Source organism: Shewanella psychromarinicola (genome assembly GCF_003855155.1).
Taxonomy (GTDB): domain Bacteria; phylum Pseudomonadota; class Gammaproteobacteria; order Enterobacterales; family Shewanellaceae; genus Shewanella; species Shewanella psychromarinicola.
Genome location: NZ_CP034073.1, coordinates 1,497,775 through 1,520,236 on the forward strand (window position 1 = coordinate 1,497,775; position 22,462 = coordinate 1,520,236).

The 22,462-nt window shown below is 42.2% G+C and carries 18 protein-coding genes and 1 pseudogene; 12 read left to right on the plus strand and 7 right to left on the minus strand.

Features of this window, described 5'->3' with window-relative positions; translation table 11 throughout:
* The first annotated feature begins 4 nt into the window (after nucleotides 1-4).
* The 3 genes from EGC80_RS06480 (at nucleotide 5) to EGC80_RS06490 (ending at nucleotide 3,409) form a co-directional block, all read left to right on the plus strand.
* A complete protein-coding gene (locus EGC80_RS06480) occupies nucleotides 5-1,465 on the plus strand; it encodes a DUF4041 domain-containing protein (protein WP_124014341.1) in 1,461 nt (486 codons plus the stop codon).
* Nucleotides 1,466-1,645: 180 nt separating this feature from the next.
* On the plus strand, nucleotides 1,646-2,116 hold the full coding sequence (locus EGC80_RS06485; RefSeq protein WP_164839430.1) for a hypothetical protein: 471 nt from the start codon (nucleotides 1,646-1,648) through the stop codon (nucleotides 2,114-2,116).
* Between the two features lie 133 nt (nucleotides 2,117-2,249).
* Nucleotides 2,250-3,409, plus strand: a protein-coding gene (locus EGC80_RS06490; protein ID WP_407695556.1) for an IS3 family transposase whose coding sequence is annotated in 2 segments (ribosomal slippage) — nucleotides 2,250-2,523 and nucleotides 2,523-3,409 — 1,161 coding nt in all. Because the reading frame shifts where the segments join, the coding sequence is not laid out codon by codon here.
* On the opposite strand, the gene EGC80_RS06495 is transcribed toward EGC80_RS06490, so the two are convergent.
* Nucleotides 3,406-4,952, minus strand: a protein-coding gene (locus EGC80_RS06495; RefSeq protein WP_233768604.1) for an IS3 family transposase whose coding sequence is annotated in 2 segments (ribosomal slippage) — nucleotides 3,406-4,490 and nucleotides 4,490-4,952 — 1,548 coding nt in all. Because the reading frame shifts where the segments join, the coding sequence is not laid out codon by codon here. The genes EGC80_RS06490 and EGC80_RS06495 overlap by 4 nt on opposite strands.
* A 641-nt stretch (nucleotides 4,953-5,593) precedes the next feature.
* On the opposite strand from EGC80_RS06495, the gene EGC80_RS06505 reads away from it, so the two are divergent.
* Nucleotides 5,594-6,181: a hypothetical protein gene (locus EGC80_RS06505; RefSeq protein WP_124014354.1), complete on the plus strand. Its 588-nt coding sequence runs from the start codon at nucleotides 5,594-5,596 to the stop codon at nucleotides 6,179-6,181.
* Here EGC80_RS06505 and EGC80_RS06510 read toward each other — a convergent pair.
* Nucleotides 6,178-7,337 (minus strand): IS3 family transposase gene (locus EGC80_RS06510; RefSeq protein WP_407695556.1). Its coding sequence is split into 2 segments (ribosomal slippage): nucleotides 6,178-7,064 and nucleotides 7,064-7,337, totalling 1,161 coding nucleotides; the frame shifts between segments, so codons are not numbered across the junction. The two genes, EGC80_RS06505 and EGC80_RS06510, sit on opposite strands and share 4 nt — an antisense overlap.
* Nucleotides 7,338-7,482: 145 nt before the next feature.
* Between EGC80_RS06510 and EGC80_RS06515 the strand changes: the two genes are divergently transcribed.
* The 8 genes and pseudogenes from EGC80_RS06515 to EGC80_RS06550 form a co-directional block, all read left to right on the plus strand.
* Nucleotides 7,483-7,959 (plus strand): hypothetical protein, encoded by a 477-nt coding sequence (locus tag EGC80_RS06515; RefSeq protein ID WP_124014068.1) that lies wholly within the window; start codon nucleotides 7,483-7,485, stop codon nucleotides 7,957-7,959.
* Nucleotides 7,960-7,963: 4 nt separating this feature from the next.
* Nucleotides 7,964-9,703 carry a hypothetical protein gene (locus tag EGC80_RS06520; RefSeq protein ID WP_124014069.1) on the plus strand — a complete coding sequence of 580 codons (1,740 nt, stop codon included), beginning with the start codon at nucleotides 7,964-7,966 and terminating at the stop codon, nucleotides 9,701-9,703.
* Between the two features lie 84 nt (nucleotides 9,704-9,787).
* Nucleotides 9,788-10,828 (plus strand): hypothetical protein, encoded by a 1,041-nt coding sequence (locus EGC80_RS06525; protein ID WP_124014070.1) that lies wholly within the window; start codon nucleotides 9,788-9,790, stop codon nucleotides 10,826-10,828.
* Between the two features lie 1,064 nt (nucleotides 10,829-11,892).
* Nucleotides 11,893-13,368: a TolC family protein gene (locus EGC80_RS06530; protein ID WP_124014071.1), complete on the plus strand. Its 1,476-nt coding sequence runs from the start codon at nucleotides 11,893-11,895 to the stop codon at nucleotides 13,366-13,368.
* Nucleotide 13,369: 1 nt separating this feature from the next.
* On the plus strand, nucleotides 13,370-14,341 hold the full coding sequence (locus tag EGC80_RS06535) for an HlyD family secretion protein (RefSeq protein ID WP_124014072.1): 972 nt from the start codon (nucleotides 13,370-13,372) through the stop codon (nucleotides 14,339-14,341).
* Between the two features lie 6 nt (nucleotides 14,342-14,347).
* Nucleotides 14,348-15,544, plus strand: a complete 1,197-nt coding sequence (locus tag EGC80_RS06540; RefSeq protein WP_101033837.1) for an ABC transporter permease — start codon at nucleotides 14,348-14,350, stop codon at nucleotides 15,542-15,544.
* Nucleotides 15,544-16,698, plus strand: a complete 1,155-nt coding sequence (locus EGC80_RS06545) for an ABC transporter permease (RefSeq protein ID WP_124014073.1) — start codon at nucleotides 15,544-15,546, stop codon at nucleotides 16,696-16,698. Before EGC80_RS06540 ends, EGC80_RS06545 begins: the two co-directional genes overlap by 1 nt.
* 73 nt (nucleotides 16,699-16,771) lie before the next feature.
* Nucleotides 16,772-16,930: pseudogene (locus tag EGC80_RS06550) on the plus strand (DUF2238 domain-containing protein); the annotation flags it as partial.
* Between the two features lie 166 nt (nucleotides 16,931-17,096).
* Here EGC80_RS06550 and EGC80_RS06555 read toward each other — a convergent pair.
* The 5 genes from EGC80_RS06555 to EGC80_RS06575 all read right to left on the minus strand — a co-directional run bounded on the left by EGC80_RS06555 (nucleotide 17,097) and on the right by EGC80_RS06575 (nucleotide 22,409).
* Nucleotides 17,097-17,885 (minus strand): alpha/beta fold hydrolase, encoded by a 789-nt coding sequence (locus EGC80_RS06555; RefSeq protein ID WP_124014074.1) that lies wholly within the window; start codon nucleotides 17,883-17,885, stop codon nucleotides 17,097-17,099.
* Between the two features lie 119 nt (nucleotides 17,886-18,004).
* Nucleotides 18,005-19,501 (minus strand): methyl-accepting chemotaxis protein, encoded by a 1,497-nt coding sequence (locus EGC80_RS06560; protein ID WP_124014075.1) that lies wholly within the window; start codon nucleotides 19,499-19,501, stop codon nucleotides 18,005-18,007.
* A gap of 69 nt (nucleotides 19,502-19,570) precedes the next feature.
* Entirely contained in the window at nucleotides 19,571-20,134 is a 564-nt protein-coding gene (locus EGC80_RS06565; RefSeq protein WP_124014076.1) for a chalcone isomerase family protein, read from the minus strand.
* 142 nt (nucleotides 20,135-20,276) lie between these two features.
* Complete coding sequence (locus tag EGC80_RS06570; RefSeq protein ID WP_124014077.1) at nucleotides 20,277-21,137, minus strand: hypothetical protein; 861 nt, start codon at nucleotides 21,135-21,137, stop codon at nucleotides 20,277-20,279.
* A gap of 102 nt (nucleotides 21,138-21,239) precedes the next feature.
* A complete protein-coding gene (locus EGC80_RS06575; RefSeq protein WP_124014078.1) occupies nucleotides 21,240-22,409 on the minus strand; it encodes a DUF5692 family protein in 1,170 nt (389 codons plus the stop codon).
* Between the last annotated feature and the right edge of the window lie 53 nt (nucleotides 22,410-22,462).

A 22,462-nucleotide genomic window follows, 5' to 3' on the forward strand; every position in this document is an offset into this window, starting at 1 on the left:
AATTATGGATAACAATCTCCTTATCGTTATAGCTATTGCTGTTTTAGCCGTAATTATTAGCTTTTTCGTTGCCAATCATCACTTCAATAAAAAACTAAACGAATATAAAAATAGTGTTAATCAAAAGCTCGGTGAACACAAAAGTATTGATGAAGCTTTGCACCAAATAAATGCAAAGATGGCACTTGTTAAAATTGAGCTTGATGATGACTCCAAAGAATTGGAGCGTGTGCAAGTAGAGACCGCTGAGTTACAAGAACTGAAGAAAAATGAAAAGCAGTTATTAGAGAATGTTCAGTTGCATACATCAGCGATATCTAAGTTAGAAACTGATGAAGAAAAGCTTGTGTTAAGCATATCTAAGCTTGGTGCGGAGCAGGAAGAGTTAATGGGGATGTTAGATTTATATTCTCGCTTGGATGAATATACATCATGTGGCCATTTTGAAATGCCAGACTACCTCTATGAAACTTCAGTTAGGTTTGTTGAGGAAATCAAAGATGTCAGGGTTCAGCAGAAAGAAATGATTAAAGAGAAGGAAGCTGTCACTTACCCAGACACGACAATCATCTCAAATGATAAATCGTTCAATAAAAAGATTCTAGACGGCCAAGTTAAGTTGATGCTAACTGCATTTAATACAGAATGTGATTTTCTTATTGGTAAGGTTAGCCCAAGTAGTTTTGGTCGAACTTTGGAACGCATAGAAAAGCTTGCGAATACTCTTGAAAAATCGGCGGCTACATTGGAATGTGGTTTCGACATCAGTTATGTGGAGCTGAAATTTGAAGAGTGCAAACTCCAATACCAATATACATTGAAGAAACAAGAAGAAGTCACAGAGCAAAAGCTAATAAAAGAGCAAATAAGGGAAGAGCAGCGTGCTATTAAGGAGTATGAGCGAGCCATTGCTGAAGCTGAAAAAGAAGAAAAAATGTATAGGGATTTATTGGATAAAGCACGAAAAGAGCTATCAGGAGTCTCTGAAAATGAAAGGGCTGTCGCAGAGTTGCGTATAGCTCAACTTGAACTGCAATTGCTAGAAGCTGAGGCTAAAGAGAGTCGAGCTAAGAGTATGGCTGAGCAAACTCGAAAGGGTCATGTTTATGTAATTAGTAATATTGGCTCATTCGGAGAAGATGTATACAAAATTGGTATGACTAGGCGTTTAGAGCCTATGGATCGTGTCAAAGAGTTAGGCGATGCAAGTGTACCGTTCCCATTCGATGTGCATGCAATGATATACGCTGAAGATGCTCCTGCACTTGAAACTGCTCTTCATCGCACATTTACATCATTAAGGGTTAACGCTGTAAATCTTAGGAAGGAATTCTTTCAGGTAGATCTAGATTCTATAAAAGAGGCTGTTGACGAAATGGACGGTATAGATATTGAGTTCAAGATGACAGCTTTAGCTGAGGACTATTACGAAAGCCTTCGTCTGCAAGAAAGATTAGTTGCCTAGTCTCGGTTAGAGGTAATACCTATCGTTCAAAGGTGGGGTTTATTTAAACAAAGCGGTAGTAGTGGCGCACAACAGAAACTTTGTGCTTCACCATTGAGGGCGTCACAAATAATTTACCGCCGCATAATACTAAGCTGATGCCGTAAGTTGTTGTGTAGAGTTTTTAATTGGAAGAGACAAATGATAAATCAACAAAAAATATATGGTTTGAGAAAAAGAATAGTGGCTATTGATTCATTCGACCAAGCCGACTGGATAGCGATTGGCGATAGAACCGACTGTCAACATATAATAGAGAACCATCCTAGGCTGTTGAGATCGTTGGACTTCGGTGATACTGATTATCCGAGTGCTGTAGGTGCAGTATTGAAAAGTATGTATACCTACCAGCGTCACGCTATTGATGACGTAATTTCATTCCTTGATGAGCACTTTCCTGAACCAAATACAGTTTCTGTTTCAACTTCGCCAACGTCATCTACAAAAAAAGTGTTTTTCATCCCTACTATATTTGAACTTCCTGACTCAGAGGTTGAAAGCGATCTTGTATCTATAATGATGCCATTCGCTGGTTTTGATGGCGTTCATCAAGGAATCATTAAAGCCTGTACTAATGCAGGGTATCGTTGCCAACGGTGTTTTTCAAGGTAGTTGGCACTCTTTACTTAAATTTTAAGCTGCATTTCTTGTTTCTGTTTCAGACTTCTTATCTGGGTTTGTAATGGTCTAATGAAACTGTAGAGATTTATAGCTTAAAATAAGCAAAATCTTAAAGGTATTTATTATGATTAGAAAAACTAAAATCACTGTCAGCCCTCTTCAAAAATTAGAATATGCCAAGCTGATGGTCGAACAGGGTTACACGAACAAGCAAATTGAAGATATGTCAGGTGCAGGTAAATCTGCGGTGTCTAGATGGAAAGTGCAGTACCAGGCTGAATTAGCCGGTAAAACACCGAAAAATGTCAAAGCATTAACTGAAGAACAACGAAGAATACAGCTTCTAGAAGCCCAACTAAAACAAGCCATGAGGGATAATGATATCTTAAAAAAGGCTGCAGCTTTCTTCATTCGAGACAATCAAAACTTAAAATGATGCGCGAAGTAAAGAAAGCAAACCCAGGCTTTAAAATGAGTGAATTATGCCGAGTATTCGAGATCAGTTGTAGTAGTCTCTATTACAAACCGATCCCAAAAAGCGTTGAAAAACAGGCTCAGATACAATTGATAGAGCAAGCTTTCTCTGAGTCACACTCGACGTATGGCAAACGTCGAATACAGGCTGATTTATTAGATTTAAATTGTAAGGTTGGGGTTTACGCCATAGCTAGCGTAATGAAAAAATTGGGATTAATAGCGATTAAGCCAAAGAAAAAGCATTACTATCCAAATCAAGGTGAGGAGCAAGTTTACGCACCTAATTTGCTTAGACGACAGTTTAACCCTACGACTTATAATACCCATTGGGTGGGTGATATTACCTATATAAAATCACATCAGGGGTGGAGTTATTTAGCCTGTGTACTTGATTTAGGGACCAAAGAAATCGTTGGGTATGCCTTATCAAGCCAACCCAATGCAGCGTTAGCGACAGCGGCATTAAATAACGCGATACAACGTCAGAGGCCAAATACACAGGAGTTGATGTTTCACTCAGACCAGGGTTGTCAGTACTCAGCTAAGGTGTTCAGAGAAAAGCTAAAGCACTTAGGCATTGAACAAAGTATGAGTCGTAGAGGAAATTGTTGGGATAATGCGGTGATGGAACGATTTTTTAGGAGTTTAAAGACTGAAAGATTAAACCGTTTAGCTTTTACCAATCACAGCGCAGTAGTGAGCGTGGTTGAGCAATATATTCAGTTCTACAATTACAAACGCAGACATTCGGCAATAGATTATAAGACGCCACATCAGAAATATAATGAGTTAAAAAAAGCGGCTTAAAATCTCTCCAGAAATACTTGACCATTACAGTTCAGTGTGACTTCACCTACAGCGTCACAATTCCTTATACCGTTTGGCCAGCGTTTAGGATTTCTTGACCTCGCTTCCTCTAGCACTATCTCACGCTTAGATAAAATAGTCCTGTCTTGCATCGCATGACGCTCACTCGGTGACACAAAGTTGAGCTTGCTGTGTTTATGCTTAGTATTGTACCAAGTCACAAATACTTCGACCCATTCTCGTGCTTCGGTGATGCTTTTAAAGCCAGAGCTAGGCCATTCTGGCCGATACTTTAATGTTCTAAACAGCGACTCGGAGTAAGGGTTATCGTTACTGACACTCGGGCGGCTTAATGACGCGGTAACGCCTAACTCTTCAAGCTTGGCTTTCATTGTTAACGACTTCATCGGAGCACCATTATCTGAGTGCAATACCAGTGGCTTCTTAAAGCATTGCTCACGCAGCATATTGCGTTGCATTAACTCGGCCGCTAGCTCACCACATTCACGTTCATGGACTTCATAACCCACAACCTTACGGCTATAAATATCCTCAAACATATATAGATAATAAAAGCGTCCTTTGATGACCGAAGCTAAATAAGTGATATCCCAAGACCACACTTTGTTCGGCCCATCTGCAACATAAGCATCTGGTTTACTTCTTTTTGTTATGCTTTGGCTTCGTCCACGTCGATTTAATTGAGCATTGGCTTTTAACACTCGGTAAAAACTCGACTCTGAAGCGATATAGACCCCTTCATCAAGCAGCGTCGGCACGATTTGTGAGGGAGGTAGACTCGCAAACCTTGCCTCATTCGAGGTTGCCAGTATCAGCTTTTCCTCGTCATCACTAAGCTTGTTGGCTGGCTCCTGTCTTACCGCCGAGGGCCTTAAATCAGCTTGTACTTTTCCTGCTCGATACCAGCGCCGATACGTCCGCTTACTTAGCTCTGCTTCAGCGCAAGCCTTGTAAAGACGTGCACCGTGGGCATACGCTTCTTGTATTAAATTCACCAATGTTATGCGCTTAGGCAAAGGCGTTAACTCTCCTCGTTGTCGTCCTCCCAAAGCGCATTGAGCTTTTTTCTAAGCACCAGTAAAGCCGCTGTTTCTGCTAACGCCTTCTCTTTGTAGCGTAGCTCTCGTTGCAGGGATTTGATTTCTGCTTTGTCTGATTTGGCTTGCTGCTTAATCGTTTTGGCTTGAACTTCACTTGTCGTAAAGCCCCCTAAACAATCTTGTTTCCACTGCTGAACTTGTTCTCGAAACAAACCATTTTCTCGGCAATATTGGCTTACTTCAGCTTCAGACATTGGCGCTGTTTCAATGAGAACGGCAAACTTAGCTTCGGCCGACCAATCATTACTGGTCAATTTTTTACCTGGCACTGGGCGACCCTCTTTTTTAGCTTTATCGCGCCAATGATACAGGGTTTGGTAGGCGATCCCTTCACTACGTGCCACTTCCATGACGGTCATATTGTGGGGAGGCAATAACTTCTTTAAAACTGCTTCTTTACGTTCAGATGAATATCGTGCCATTGAGCTCTCATTGACCGCCCCCTCTATTTAATTATTGGATGATTTTAAGGGGTGACAACAATCCTGACACAGGGGGCCAAAGAGCTGACGATATATGGGAGCACTCCTCAATACTTCAAGACATTTTCTCATTGATATACAGGTCTAAAATTGTAATAGCTGATTTTTCAAATCGAAATCCAAATGTTATGTATGAAGTGGGGATTGCACATACTCTTGGGAAAATCGTTATACCAATAAGTCAAACTCTAGAGCATATTCCATCAGATTTACAGGGGCATCGGGTTCAGGTATACCTAAAAAATGGAGAAGGGATTGGTAATTTAACGGATAAATTAACTCAAAAGCTAAAATGTATATAGAGTACTTGTATGGTGCCTAAGCTGTTGCATGTTTTTGTTTTTCAATAAACGATATGTTCTAGCAGATTCAGGGCTATGAAAACGCCAACATAAGTAAAATGTGTCCGAATCTCTAGCTGCTTGACTTATAAACCAAGAATTGTTGCTGTTACGCAGGATTTTATGCTGATGTTTACTACTTCCTGTTTTTTATTGACTTTTTTGCATGTAGTCACTGTATAATTTGTGCAGAGCGAGTAATATGCGCAAATAATAATCATCGAATACTAAGGTAGTAAAATGGAATTAGCTATGTCTGAAGAGCCTAAAGCGAGTGCTCAACCTCAACCTCAACCTCAACCTCAACGGATTGTAAGTACCGTTTTACATCAGATTGATGTGGAATCGAAAAACTGCCATCTCATACCTATATCGGGTGTGGATTCAGATTTAGAGGGGTACTTGTCTGAATTACTTGAGGAGATTAATGAAAAAGAACAGAAGCGTGCTTACGGTTTTGTCAGAGAAACCACTGAGTTTTATAGAGCGCTTGAATCATACAATCAAGATCAAGACCTATCTATTAATCTATTTGCTTCCAACATTGCAAATCGGTTACTTGATAAAGAGGTGGAGACGGATAAGAATTATGGTCATTTAGGTAAGAGTGGTAAAGGTCATGTAAAAAAGGGAAGTTTTTTACAGTTTTTGTATCGAGAGGGTTCATTAATATCTTATCTGGGTGTAAAACTGGAACATCAGGTTTTCCTTGATGAAGTTGATTTTAAAAAGAAAATAGGTCTTTCTGTCGCTAATAAAATATATAAAGCTTGTAAAGTCGATTATGATGCGGATTGTAATGGTCAAGTATTTCTGGAGAGATTTTAAGCCGCTTTTTTTAACTCATTATATTTCTGATGTGGCGTCTTATAATCTATTGCCGAATGTCTGCGTTTGTAATTGTAGAACTGAATATATTGCTCAACCACGCTCACTACTGCGCTGTGATTGGTAAAAGCTAAACGGTTTAATCTTTCAGTCTTTAAACTCCTAAAAAATCGTTCCATCACCGCATTATCCCAACAATTTCCTCTACGACTCATACTTTGTTCAATGCCTAAGTGCTTTAGCTTTTCTCTGAACACCTTAGCTGAGTACTGACAACCCTGGTCTGAGTGAAACATCAACTCCTGTGTATTTGGCCTCTGACGTTGTATCGCGTTATTTAATGCCGCTGTCGCTAACGCTGCATTGGGTTGGCTTGATAAGGCATACCCAACGATTTCTTTGGTCCCTAAATCAAGTACACAGGCTAAATAACTCCACCCCTGATGTGATTTTATATAGGTAATATCACCCACCCAATGGGTATTATAAGTCGTAGGGTTAAACTGTCGTCTAAGCAAATTAGGTGCGTAAACTTGCTCCTCACCTTGATTTGGATAGTAATGCTTTTTCTTTGGCTTAATCGCTATTAATCCCAATTTTTTCATTACGCTAGCTATGGCGTAAACCCCAACCTTACAATTTAAATCTAATAAATCAGCCTGTATTCGACGTTTGCCATACGTCGAGTGTGACTCAGAGAAAGCTTGCTCTATCAATTGTATCTGAGCCTGTTTTTCAACGCTTTTTGGGATCGGTTTGTAATAGAGACTACTACAACTGATCTCGAATACTCGGCATAATTCACTCATTTTAAAGCCTGGGTTTGCTTTCTTTACTTCGCGCATCATTTTAAGTTTTGATTGTCTCGAATGAAGAAAGCTGCAGCCTTTTTTAAGATATCATTATCCCTCATGGCTTGTTTTAGTTGGGCTTCTAGAAGCTGTATTCTTCGTTGTTCTTCAGTTAATGCTTTGACATTTTTCGGTGTTTTACCGGCTAATTCAGCCTGGTACTGCACTTTCCATCTAGACACCGCAGATTTACCTGCACCTGACATATCTTCAATTTGCTTGTTCGTGTAACCCTGTTCGACCATCAGCTTGGCATATTCTAATTTTTGAAGAGGGCTGACAGTGATTTTAGTTTTTCTAATCATAATAAATACCTTTAAGATTTTGCTTATTTTAAGCTATAAATCTCTACAGTTTCATTAGACCATTACAGATGGAATCCCTCAGAGTGTCTTTGTTTATGATACCAACACTAAACCTTCTCATTATTGGTGGAGTGACTTCCTTGAATTGAAAGAGCTGCGAACTAATGCTCTAAATACCGAAACTGCCTCTAAGGAAGTTTTGAGGGAAGTAGATAGACTTAAAAAATCCTTCCCTGTAGACCATAATATTCTCAGAAATGCAACTATCGCAGCTTTTAAGCAAAATGGTGAAATGAAATATGATGAGTTTATAGAAAATACGTTTGGTAACTACGAACCAGTAGATAAAGAACTAAAAATAAAGCTGCCAAAATTAAAGGAAAAGTTAGGCAAGTTGCCTGAGAAAAAAAACTTTGACACTCGGTTTACTTTGGCTCCAGAGCTGGTTAATTTCAAGCGGTCAAACTACGTATTGTCAACGGAAATATCTCTTGTTGTTGAGGGGGGGATTGAAAATATGGACGATAAAATTTGGTCAGAAATAACAGCTTCAGGTAAAGAGTTGGTTGTCATAAACTCACCTGAAGGGTTTAAACGTTTCACTAAGAAAGAAAGAGTTTAGATTAATGCTTTACGACTTTTTTTCTGTAAATACCTCTCCATTTAACCTAGAGGTTAAAGAGACCTTTGAGCAGCTCTATATAAAGGCTGTTTTTAATAGGCCGCAAGGTGCATTTGTCACAAAGCTGTTCGATGAACTGAAATCGCTCTCTATTAGGGATAGCTTTGAGCTGTTCTTGGATATTTCTGGCGCTTCCGTCAGAATATCGAATACATCACCAGAAAGTCTGCAAGTGTTGACTAAACACCTCGAAGACAATGACGATGACGATGACGATGAATGTGAAATTATAGTTAATATTAAAAAGGTCATTAACGACAACACTGTGTCTGTGTATTTTATGGGGGTCTTCGCAAAGTATCTGAGCATTTCTCCACTGAAAGATATGTTTGTGACACTTTCGGCCATTCACAATGGGAAGTTGTTGTTTGAAGTTTTTTCAACAATTATGCCGTTTTATTCAAGTGGGATGTATTTTTACCAGTCTGGTCAGCCAATAGTTAAATCAGATTTTTTGAATGACAAGAAAAGATATGCTTTCTTGGAGATGCTTAGTGAGAACTCCAATGTAATGGATGTTAATTTAAAAGTTCTACCTAGTGATTTTTATTTGGTGGTTAATGCTGAAAATCAGGTGATTAACAAATTCTTTAGTAAGGCTTGTGGGGTGCTATCCCTGATGTTTATGGCTAATACTTCAGGATTCAAATCTGAGAATGAGCTTGCCTACAGAATTTGTGGCTTTAAAACTATATCTTGTGAGTCGGTGGTATTCTCGGATGTGGAAGTTGATAGTGAAGTGCTTTACAAACTAATGTCATGGTCATTCGAAGGTGGAAGTTGCGCAGATAAAATTGGTTTATTGAGAAATGTACTTTCTATTCACCTAGATGATAGTGGCAGCATAAAATTTGATAATGAGGTTTGGAATACCGTTAGATCTAATTACCAAATATATCTCAAGGGAAATATTCAAAATTATTTGGATGTGAAGAATAAAATTGGCGAGATTATCATTGAATCAACAACTAAAACGTACGCTATTGCGGATGATTTGCTGGATGTTTTCAAGAACAATGTATTTGTTATATTAACATTTATATTGACAGTGGTTGTTGTCAATGGAGTTAAGGACAACGGGAGTGAAAATATTTTTTCTGGTGTCTACTTAGCTGTTGTCGTCATACTTTGCCTAGTATCATCGATGTGGTTAGTAATGACAGCGCATGAGGCTAAAAAACGATTTGAAGCTGCTTCAAAAACAATCAAGGAAATCCTAAATCTTAATTACAAAAAGATAATAATGGATAGTGAAATTGATGACTCTGTTGACCCAGTGTTAGCAAATAATAAAGATTATCTTGATACCCAGATAAAAAGGTATGTTCGATGGTGGATGGCAACGGCTTCAATTGTCGTTATCTCTTTTATTATTGGATATTTTACTCTGGGAAAGCCTAAGTCAGCAGACTCACTAAATGATGCTAATAAAGAGAAGGCCGTTTTAACTTCTCAGAAGGCAGGCGATACTAAGACGGTAGCAGACACCCTGAAGGCTGTAGACCCCCAGAAGGTAGTAGATATCCCGAAGGTAGTAGAAACCCCGAAGGTAGTAGAAACCCCGAAGGTAGTAGACCCCCAGAAGGTAGTAGACCCCCAGAAGGTAGCAGATGCGAAGAAGTTAGCAGATACCAAGACGGTAGCAGATACTAAGACGGTAACAAATACTAAGACGGTAGATTGAGAACCAATAGAGTCTTTATTGTGTCAGTTTAGCTAAATTGTTCTTAATGCCTGCTTTCACTATAAATCAAATGGTGGTGGTTTTATGAGGTATGTATATTTTCCATCAAGTGACGATATCGTTGTTGGATATAGTTTTGAGCCTGAACATAGTCGTAATGATTTCTATTATGTGAAGGTCTTAGTTATAAAGCCAGATTATAAGCTTAAGTGGTACGATTATAAGTTTGGTTATCAAGTCGCTCATTTCAAATCTTATAAAGAAATCATTGAGTTTGTTGACAAAAGCAATCTGGAATTGGATGTGGCCAGCTCTCTTGACTCTGTGCAACTAGATGGCGCTATTTTGAATTCCATTAAGTTGAAGATCGAAAAAGAGGTTACTAGAAGTTTAAGGTTAGCTAATGAAGAGCAGTTGATGCTTAGTCAGGCACTCTTAAGAAATCAAAATTACCCACGACCTAATAGTGAAGACTTGATTGTAAAATACGAATCTAGCAGGGAGCCATTGATGGCGGCTTTGAGTACTTATCCGTATACAACCGTTGTTTCTATTCCTAAGTACAAATTAACTCTGTTTAGATATGGTGAATATGATTGGACTACAACCAAGAGAACAACTCAAAAAGAGTTAAAATTATTTCACAGAGCAAAAATCGCTGAAGGTTTTGGTATTAAACCCGATGTTCACTGGGGGAGAGCCAAAGCCGAAATCCGTAATATTCTGCTGCCTAGGGCGAATAAGCTCTTACAGCTTGCAGGTGTTAAGAGAATGCTTGATGACGCCTTAAGAGAGGGGAAAAAAGTTTTAGTTTGTGGAGGTTTTATATTTTGGTATGAAGATAATTTGCTTGAATGGCAAATCAAATCAACGCCAGAAAATTCAGCAAGCGATTCAATGGAAACGATTTGGCATGAGGGAACTATTGTATCTAAGAATCACGGTAGGATTGTTGTGCTTCCTCATATCAAGAGTTGTGGTGAAAAGGTAAACGGTTATACAAAAAATGCACCAAATGATGGAGAAGCGATAAAGCGTCACACCAGTGATTATGTCGAATTACCATTTGAAGTCTTAAAAGGTGATCTAATGTTCGATTTATTTGGTGAATTAAAGTACGAATAGATGCAGAAGGAAGTAGCTAGTCTATTATCCATTGTGTAAATCTAAAGCCATAAATTTAAAGGTTATGCCCTTGATATTTACGACTTCAATTAAAGTGTAAGTATTGGTAGCTCCTATTTGGTCTTGAGTTCCTTATTTGATGACGCATTCACTCACTCACTCTCTCTTTATTTTTCTAATTTACCGTGAACTACCTTTTTAACCAAAGACAAACTTGAAAATGTAAAGACAAATTTAACATAGAATGATTTAAGCCACGCCAGTCGTGGCTTTTTTGTGTTTGAAAATCAATATCGGTTGTGTGTGTTATGTGGGGTGTAAAGTAAATGAGTCTTATATGCTTCGTTTTGTAAAAAAACGACCGATGAGCTGCAAAGCAAAAATGGTAAGCTCGATGATACGAGTGATTTAGCCATACTCATTGTTGATGAGATTGGCAATTCGGTTGATTTACCCTATCGTTATTTATTCGCTATACGCGAGATGTTTGCGACTCAAACAGTGCTCAATCTCGGCAAGAATATCTTTAAACTATATTACTGGGCTGACGAGAACCCTTGCAAGGTCTATGAATGTATTCGTTCGGGGTATGTTGTTATTATGTTGCCAGCAAGCGTAAAATGCATAACGAAGATGATCTAAATAAAGTTCGACTTTAGTACTAAATTAGCGGTCAAGTTGAGGCTGCAGATGTTTCAAAACCTGTTAGTAATGTACTGTGATAGTTAACACTCGCGGGTCGTGTTTAAAGATTTGGATATTCTGGTTAATATACAGAAAACAACTCCTCTAAACGCCTGTGATTGCTACCGCATTACGCCACTCGCTTTACGTTGGTCAATCGCGTTTTGGCGACTAGCTGCAACATGGTTTACTATTACTCCTGATATTCGTTCTTGTCAGTTGCCACAGCTTATAGGTGGTAATTTAGGTGTCAAGGTCGTCAATTTTGGAAAAAAGTAGCAACTAAAAACTGACCTATTGATTTAACATATGGAGCTGCATGGCCTATGGGAGTATACTTGGCGCTATATTTAGAGTTTAAGCTCTAAAAAAGGATGAGTATGAATTTTTATGATCAAAGCCGCGCCCTACTTGGGCGCTTTAATTTAGCCAAAGTGCAGCTTAAAAGCCTTACTCGTCGTCTGTTTAGCAGTCCAACGAGGAATCTGGCTACTTTAGCATTTACGGGTGTTTTGACTGTTGTCAGTCAGCCGCTGCTTGCCGATGAGGTAGTCGCTTTGTCATTTGCTAAGGCGTGGCAACAAGTACAAAGAGTCAGTGATTCACAGCAGGCCCAATCGGCTCAAGTCGCCCGAGCAAAAGGGCTCGAAGAGGCTGGTGAAGACATGGACTGGCCATCGTTACAGCTCACTAGCAGTTATTCCTTACTAGAAAAACCCTTAGCTCTGGATGTGGCCGATCTTGGGATCGATGCGACAAGCTTACCGCCAGCTCTGGGTCAGATGTTAGGGGCACTGCCGAGTCAGTTTGCCTTTTCAGAGCAAGATATTTTTCGCACTAGCTTAAAAGCCATGTGGCCTATTTATACCGGTGGTCAGATCACCGCGGCTCAAGGGATACATAAGGCCAAAGTGGAGGAGAAAAAACAGCAGCAGGCCTTGGCGACAAGAGAGTTATTTCTTCTTCTCGTGAATCGCTATTACGGTGTTGCTGTCGCTAAAGCTACGGTGGAAACTAACCAGACCTTAGTCGATTCCTTAGCTGTGCATTTAGATCATGCCACTAAGCGCGAACAGCAAGGGCAAATCGCCAGAGTCGAAGTGCTCAATGCTGAAGTGGCATACAACAATGGCAAAATTAATTTAGCCAGCGCAGTTCGCCAATGGGAAATGGCCAATATTGCTATGGCACGTATGCTAAAGCTGCCTTCGGTAAATTTATATTCGGCACTTTTCATGCTCGATGAGTCGCCTTCTTTGCCTTATTTGTCGCAACTAACCCTAACGCAGCACCCAGCACTAAAATTACTTCAAGCGAAGGAAGCTCAAGCGGAAGGGCTGATTGATGTGGAAAAAGGCTTGTATAAGCCTAAGGTGTTTCTGTACGGTAACTATACCTTGTATGAAGATGACAGCACTTTATCCCATATTGAGCCAGACTGGATGGTAGGTGTTGGCCTGACTATGCCGCTTATTAGCCGAGACGGGCGCAGTGGTAAGGTTCGGGCGGCCAAGAGTGCGTTGCTGCAAGCTCGTTATACTAAGGCACAAACTCAGCAAGATCTCAGTTTGCTGCTCGATCAAAACTACCGTCAACTGTTACAGGCCGAGGAAGAAAGTCAGTCCCTCGATACCAGCTTAGCTTTAGCGAAGGAAAACCTACGATTAAGAGACATTGCCTTTAATCAGGGATTATCGACTTCCATAGACAGGGTTGATGCTGAAATCAAACTCAAAGCCGTGCACACTCAGCAATTAGCTGCCAAATATCGCTACCTACAGGCCTATGCGAGTCTGATGACGATAAGTGGTCAGCTTGATAAATTTATTAATAATAGCAACAGCTTGGAGAAATGATATGCAAGCTAACCGTATTCTAGCCCCCGTGGCGTTAGTGGCTTTAGGCTGTATTCTTGCCTACGGCCTGCACCTTGCATTTGTGCCAAAACCTTTATTGTTACAGGGGCAAATTGAAGCCAGAGAATATAATATCTCTTCCAAAGTACCTGGGCGCGTAGAGCAAGTGCTGGTTAGGCGTGGGGATAAAGTTAAAGAGGGTGATCTGTTATTTGCTATTAGTAGCCCAGAGCTTGATGCTAAGTTACTGCAGGCTCAGGGTGGTCTCGACGCGGCAACGGCTATGCAGCAACAAACCATTAATGGTGCGAGGCAACAGCAAATAACGGCAGCCAAAGAGCAATGGTCAAAAGCCAAAGCTGCGACAGAACTGAGTGCCAAAACCTATCAACGAATTGAAAACCTGTTCGATGAAGGTGTTGTTGCACGGCAAAAGCGCGATGAAGCTTATACACAATGGCAGGCCGCCAAATATACCCAGCAAGCAGCCTATGCCATGTATGAAATGTCTTCCGAAGGTGCGCGCGTCGAAACCAAAGCCGCAGCAGCAGGTAAGACGCGTATGGCAGAAGGTGCGGTTAACGAGGTGAATGCGATTTTAGCCGATAGCCAAATGCGCTCACCTAAAAAAGCTGAGGTGAGTGAGGTGTTATTACAAGCCGGTGAGCTAGCACCGAGTGGATTTCCTGTGGTGAGCTTGATTGATATGCAAGATGCCTGGGCGGTATTTCAGGTGCGTGAGGATCTGCTATCTGAATTTACCTTAGGGCAAAACGTTCGCCTAGCACTGCCTGCACTCAAACAGAGTTACCCCTTTCAAGTAACACATATTAGCGTGATGGGAGATTTTGCTACTTGGCGTGCCACCGAAAGCGGCCATGATTTTGACATGCGCACCTTTGAAGTTGAACTGCGGCCTGTTGAGCCCATCTCTGGGCTACGTGTTGGCATGTCAACCTTGATCCAGTGGTAACCGATAATGCGCCCCCCCCTTAGTGCGTTAGTCATCAGAGAGCTTAAGGCCCTATGGCAAGATCCTTGGCAGCTGGCCTTGGTGAGTTATTTGCCATTAGTTGGGATCTTCATGCTCTGGTGGTTATTTAGTGCCGGACTGCCCCGAGCTTTACCTGTGGCTTTGGTTGATCAAGATATGAGTCAGCTAAGCCGCAGTTTAGGGCGTAACTTAGCGGCAAGCCCGGTGATCACCCCTATTAGTTATCCTGATTTACTCAGTGCACAACAAGCCATGAAAGAGGCGGAAGTATATGCCATGGTTGTGTTGCCCTATGGGCTTAGAAAGGATTTGCTCACAGCAAAACAGCCTGTTATCGACATTCGTTACAATGGACAATTTCTGCTGGTGGGTAAATTACTGGTAAGCCAAATCCAGCAAAGTTTAGGGGCGGGATTGTCTGAACTTGCGGGGATCAAGCAGATGGCCGCTGGGGTGCCTAAGGTCAAGGTAGAAACTCGTCTTAGGCCGGTGGCTAGCCAAGTGACGCCTTTATTTAATATGAACAAGAGTTACCTAGTGTTTTTATTGCCGCCAGTGTTAATTGCCCTCGGGCAGTTATTAGCTATGCTAGTGTTTGCCAACTGTTTAAGCCGCGAGGTGCGTTTAGGCAAGCTAACGCAATGTTATCGTGCCGGTATTTGGCGGGTAATCGGGGTTAAGTTTTTGCTGTACACTCCATTGCTTATTTTACAGGGTAAACTTATTTTAGCCGTTTTATATCAATATCTTGCCTTACCTTTGGCGGGTAAGTTTGGTCAGTTATTGTTGGCACAATTCCTTATGATTTCGGCGGTATGGTTAATTGTGTTGGCGATCTTCTTTTTACTCTTAGATGCCACCCGACTTGTGAGTTTTTGTACCGCATTATTTGCCCCAGCATTCCCCTTTATGGGCATTACCTTTCCCACTCAAAATATGCCGGTTTTAGCCCAATGGTGGCGTCAAATTATGCCTTCAAGCCACTATATTGAAACCCATGTTGGGGTGGTTAGTTATGGCCAGAGTTGGTTTAATATGCTGCAACAAGTGGCCAGTTACTGGGGGTTTTTATTGCTTGTTCCTGTGATATTTTATTTAGTTAAGCGGCAAAGAAAAGCCTTGGCTGTGATGAGCACTGCCGATAAGCCCGATGATATTACGCAACCATCAAGGGGCATCTAATGCAGTTTTGGCAGTTAGTCTACTTAGATATTAAGCACCTAATAAAAGATAAAGCCATTTCATTAACCTTATTTGGTGGGGTGATTTTTTATGCATTACTTTACCCTTTGCCTTACCTTAATCAGGTGGCGACTGAGCAAGAAATCGTTTTGGTGGACTTAGATAAATCGAGTCTTAGCCGCACTTTGGCCCGCCATGTGGATGCCAGCCCTAAGATAGCATTGGCCGCGTCATTAGATTCTATAACCAGCGCCCAGGAGTGGATTGAAGCCGATAAAGCCCATGGTTTACTGGTGATCCCTGAAGGTTTTCGTCGGAATTTAATTTTGGGTAAAGGGGTAACCTTAAGTTATAGCGGCGATGCTAACTATTTCTTAATCTATTCCGCGATTGCCGGAGGTTTAGTGGCCTCAGGGCTAGATATGGCTAAACAGGTGCAGTTTGTGGATTTATTAAGTGCAGGGGTTCAGGCCAAGCAGGCAGAATTATCCCTCAATCCAGTGACCCTTAATGCTGTGCCTGTGTTTAACCAAAGTTTAGGTTACCTTCCCTATGTGGTGCCCGCGGTATTATTACTGGTATTGCATCAGACGCTACTGATCGCCAGTGGCATTTTGGGGGCAGGCCAATGGTTGCATGACGGTTATTGGCAGCAAGTGTCGGCGCTAGAGTTAGTCTGTGGCAGAATTGTGGCACTCCTGTGTATTTATGCTTATTTAACCAGCTTTTACCTAGGATTTTGCTTTTATGCCTATGACTTGACACTGCAAGGCTCGCCCATAGAGTTAGCCCTGTTGATTAGTGTCTTTTTATTGGCAACCGCGGCCGCAAGTGTGGCGTTTAGTTGCCTATTTACTCGCAGAGATTTACCCACTCAAGTGCTGTTGCTTATTTCTATGCCGATATTGTTTGTTTCAGGCTTTGTGTGGCCATTAGAGCTTATTCCAACACCTTTGATCTGGCTGTCGCAAACCATCCCCGCCGTACCAGGCATGATGGGGCTGCTTAAGCTCACCCAAATGGGCACCGACTGGCGCAGCTTGCTAGGACTTTGGCTTCAGCTGTGGGGATTATTTGTTGTTTTCTTTGTCTTTGCTATTATCGGGGTTAAGTATCGCCAGCGGCAATTTAAGTTATCGAAAAACTATCATTAGCCTTTGAGCACAAAGAAAATAACATATCCACTCTGTTGTTCTGCTTGTTTTATTTTTTCACTCATCAAGGTTAATAGCGCTAGCAACAGGTGAAAATGCCGAGGCCTTCTTGGGCGCTCAAGGTTATATTTGGGATACACAATCAGATATGGCGTTGGCGTTAGTCGGCGCGCTCAACGCACTGGTGATATTGAGCATTCCCCATGATAAGCAATTACACGCTGTGGCCTAGATTAAACCGCGGTAAAGACTTTCAATGAGTATTGCCGAGCATAAACAAAAAAGAGGCGCATTTAATGCTCCTCTTTTTTGGTTAACTGGCGTTTTTTATGAGCAAGACGCTCAAAGCACCTATAAACAATAAATGTTTGTTATTATTCCTTTAAGGCTGAAGGCGCTTAATGCTCTAACCATTCGAGCATGACCCGATTAAACTCCTCTGGCTCTTCTGCCATGATCCAATGGCGGGTATTGAAAGGAACCACCTTATTACCTGGAATACACGCCATCTTGTGTTCCCATTCCTTAGAATGGAACATGCCGGGCTTGTTCTCGCCATACATAAATAGCAGTGGGCAGTTAACAACGAGTGGCAGATTGCCTAGGGGCTTACCGGTGAGGGTTTTGCTCCATTTCCAGTAATAGGAATAGGTCATGGAAGAGGTAATTAGCTTTTGATCTCCAGGGGCTTTTAACATCTTGGCCATCTTGCGTGTCATGGCATCACCTAAGCTGCCGCCTAGTTTCCAGGCCAACGCCAGCCACATCTGGTAGCTGAACATGAATAGCTTCACTTTAAGGCTTAATTCATGTTCTATTGATCCTGCATCACCAATGTCTACCCCAATGATTCTATTTACTTTTATTTCATTCCTTAGGTAGAACTGGTAACCAAAGAAGCAGCCCCAATCGTGCAGCAACAAAGTAACGGGCTGACCATCGCTAACAGCATCGACGACTGAATTAATTTTGCTAATAATTTCTTCTAGTGAATACATGCCTCTGTTGGAGTCGAGTTCATAGCCTGGCAAGGTAAAGCGCACACAGCGGTATTTATCTTTGAGCACCTCAACTTGTTTGTCCCACAGCCTGTAGGTATCGGGCCAACCATGGATCATGACGATGGTTTCTTCGCCGCTGCCTTCTATGATGACGTCAAGATCATCGACTTTTATTATGTTACTCATCCTCTTCCCTTTCTATTGAGTAAATGCCTGCATTATTTGCTTAAATCCGCTTGATAGGGATTGGCATTAAAAATTTTATTTAACGTAACCTAATGGTGTAGCACTGATGTTATTCACTCTTATGAGCCATTAGCCGATGAACTTTTATCTTTTACTAGGGGCTTGTTGGCACTGCTATTGACGCAGGCATCTAAGCTTTCAGCCAGTACATTTAAGGCGCTCACTTGTTGAGTGAGCGCGGTCCCTTGGGCTGCTACTGAGTCTGAAATATGGTGTGTATTAACCACGCTGGTGGCCACGTGACTGCTGGCACAATTTAATTCGTTTAAGGCAAGCACTTGCTGGGACATAATATCTGCAAGCTGGTTGATATCCCCAAGGACTGGAGTAATTTGCTCAAGGATGCCCGAAACTTCGGTGGCCGTGTGTTGTATCACCTTTTGACCTTGAAGTACTTGCTCCTTGCTATTGTCCAGAAGTGTGCGAATTTCAATAGCTGAGTGTCTACTCTTAGCTGACAGCTCTCGTACTTGATCTGCAACCACAGAAAAGCTTCGGCCCTTGTCACCTGCTCTGGCGGCTTCGATAGCAGCATTGAGTGCCAGCAAGTTAGTTTGATCGGCAACCGAGGAGATAAGATCCGCGACGGACATAATTGCTAGGTTGCTATCAAGAATATGGTCAATTGCCTGGGTTGATGCCAGTAAAGAGCTAGCACTTCGTTCAGCTTGAGTGCTAATGACTTGGCTGCGCTCTTTAAGGCCGCAAACAAATTGCTCTGACTGGGCGATGTCTTGAGTCATCTGCTGTAATTGTTGGTTCATTTGCTCTGTGGCACTGGCTTGGGCATCACAGTTAGTGTTTAGTGAGGTCACTTGGCTGTGAAGTGCATTGGCTTGCAAGGCAAGCGACCCGGCCACTTGGTTTAATTGGTTTGCATTATCACCGGCACTGCTTAGCACCCCCGAGAGTTGTTCTTCCCCAGCTAAAGATTTCGCTGCAGCTTGCTGCATTTGTTGCTGAGATTCTTGAGTGAGCTTATGGGCTTTTTGTCGCTGAATCGCGGTAAAACCTTGGGCGATGACAATCACAATAAGCGGCAACAATACACCAGCCCAGGTTTCCAATTTGGCTTGGTCTGCAGTCAGGATTAGATGAGGTAGTGGGATATCAGCTAATACGCGCATTAACATAGCACTGGTTGCAGCTATGACGACTAGGCTCCAGATGACGGCGTTGATTAATCGAGTTGTAAGAAAAATCGCTATGATGATCAATGGGATCCAAAAAGCTTGTGCCGATATAGGCCCACCACTTTGATACACAAGATTGAGGGCGTGTAGCACTACGCCAGCAAGGCCCAGATTAATCGCCAGCCAAGGGCTGCGAAGCCACTTAATTAACAAACCTGCGCCAATTTGTGTGATGACCACACCAACAGAGGTGTATAACAACAGTTGGTTTTCGTATTGGTTCCACTTCATTATGCTGTAAAGGCCAGTACAGATGGAGAGTAAAGTGAAAAACAACAGCGTGTCGATATTGCGAAGCTCATCAGAGCCCCAGCTGTGGAATTTGGGTAAAAAGGCACTGCGCCAGAGGGTGAAGGGGGTCATGGCTTATCCTTTTCCGGTGGTAAAAAGTGAGCAAGTCGCCTTGCTCACTCACTTATAGGGCAGGTATGGTTATAGATCTAACATGGCCTCTTTTAGATCATCATCAGTAGGATCTTCACCCAGCCAGATAGCCAGTAAAGCTTTTCTAAAGTCTTCGCCTTTGGTGACAGAGAGTTGCTTGTCGTTTTTATAGCTAATTACCCCTTGGCCAACGATGCTGACTAAGGTGAATTTATCTCCGGTTTTAATCGGCTCAGCAAAAGTGGCAATAAAGGCACTAATACCACTATCTATGGCCGAAGTATCGCCATGGGTAGCGAGCTGGAAACCATCATTCATGGCATCGGTCATTTTTTCTGAGGTGATCATATCTGAGGTGATATTGAGCTGGATAACCACAGGCGTTTGGCCATTAATCACCATTTTGGCATTGTCTGTTTGGGTTAAGGTAAATAGCGAGCCTACATATAAATCCATGAAGAATTTACTGCGAACGCCGGCACCATTGAGTTGCAAATGTTGTTCTTGCACTGTGAGGGTGTCGGGCAAGGTAACATCGCCGATCTGAGTATCGGCAAAGGCTGAGCTGCTACATAAGAGGACTAGGGCTAACCCAAGAGATTTTTTTATCATGATGAACTCCAATTTATAGATAAAACAAGGTTTTGATAACAAACGTTTTAGACTGCTAACTGCATAGACAACATAAGATCTAGCTAACAATTATGTTGAAACTCGTCAAGGTGGGCAGCACTGATGCTGCCCACCTTGATGATTAAAATGCTTGGTTGTATTCAACCCAGTAAGAGTCATCAGTGTCGTCACTGTTGTCAGTTTTGTAGTTGAAACGAATGTTTTGGCGCTGGTTCATTTGATAGGCGACGGCGATTTCACCTTGGAAACTTGGCATTTGTAGGCCGCCATCGCTCACGTCATCATGCCAAGATTTACCTTGTAGTTCTTCGGTGTAACAAGTGCTTAACAGTACCCAGAAGTGCTCAGAAAGGGTGTAACGGGTGTAGATCATACCTGTCATCACTGTTGATGCTATGTCGATACCACTGCTAGACATGTTAGTGGCGGCAGCCTCTTCTGGTGGCAGCAGTTGCGACATATTGTCTTCAACTACCACGGCGCCGGCATACAGAATTGGCCATATGTATAGGTCTTTGGTGACGGGAATGGTCATCACAGGACCCGCTTGGATGACAGCATAGTTACCGTAGAAGGGATGGTCACCAAACACGGCATCGGCTGACCAGCCTATACCATTGTTAGTGTTAATTGTGCCGTAACGTAGACGGAAAGACCGTTCAATCTTAGTATCGTTAAAGGTTGGAACTGATCCATAGGTAGGGTGAGAGACCATGCCACTAAACTTAGGGGTGTCGGCATCTTCATCGAAGACGTTTTTCGCTTCGAAAATTATCCCGCTTTTTTGACCGCTGGTGGCGGTCTTTTTAGACAACATCAACTGACCTTTGATGTTAAAACCATCGTTACCATAGGATGCGCCAACTGAGGTAGACACGTCTGTGGGGTCAGACATGTCAATATCATTTTTTATCTCTTCGGCAATGGCGCTAGCAGAAATTATTGAAGAAAGGATTGCTATAGTAAGTAATTGTTTTTTCATGTTTTACTCCAGAATCTTATCATTATTATTAATGTGTTTTATTAACGTATGGTCAAGCAGTGGAACGGTGGCATCAGCAGGGGAAGTGACTGATGCCCTGAGTTAAGCTAAGTTAAGTTGGTGATTTTTCCATTTTTTACTAAAGAAAACATAAGCATAAGCACTATTGATTAGGAAGCTGGCAAGGCCTGCCGCTAACATAAGTTCATCATTACGGGGTAAAGGCACTACGTTGCTTTCGTACATAAACGGAAAGCAGAAGTAGTACATAAACGAGCCTGCCAACGTAAATGCGCGGGCTTGTAACCAAGTGCCTTTTTTCACAAACAGGGCCGGTAGGGTCGCCGCAAGCAACACCATGGCTTGGGCTGTGGCAGAACCGGGGAAATTAAGGTAGACAAAAACGATATTCCACACGTCGTAGGCGATGATCCAGAAGGTGGTCATGGCAGGCCAGATCATGTCTTGTTGTTTGCTCTTGTCGGCGGCAATCATGGCCCAGCCAGTCAAGGTGATGATGGAGAGCACGCCACCAATGGCATTTAAGATATTGGCCATATTACCCATAGTGAAATCTTGGGTCACGGCTTCGGCAATGTTAACGGCTAGGAAGGCAGCTGCGCCGAACTTAGCCCATTTTATATTCCCCATCTTAGTGAATCGTATTAAGGTGAATAGTCCAGCAGCGAAGATAACTGAATAGAGTTTTACCCATTTAAACCAGTAGGTGATGCCGTAGCTTGACCAGAGTGGAATAAGGACGATGGGCAGCAGGAACCAGAGTACGTAGTTACTCCATTTATAGCGGCGACATATTTCATTGAGTAGCATCAAACCACACAATACAAACAGAACATGGATGACAGCACGAACCATGTGCCATTCGTGGATCTTAAACTTGTCACCATCGAGGCTAAATTGGATTTGGCTGTCGTCGATGAACGTTAAACGGGCACCATCAAAATCAGTGATTTCATTGCCTGGGGTGCTAGTAATGACTAGCTCGCCTAAATGTTCATGCCATTGTTGTTGCTCAACCTTGTTAAACCCGCCAGATTGTTTCATGACGTTAACGTGGTTATTTTCAGTGAACTCTAGGCGATAGAATAAACTGCCTTCACCGGGTTTTCCGTCTCTTGTGCCTTGCCAGACTTCCCCTTGAAGCTGCAGTGCATCTTGGCTTTGGGTGTCTGCAATGGCTTGCTGAGCACTGCCGGTGCCAAGGAGCAATAGCAGAGACAAGGCCATGGATTTGAGTGTGATAAATTTCATATGCTTCCCCTCTTAGCGTGAACTCTTGGCAGTGTTGGCGTTGGCTTAAGCGT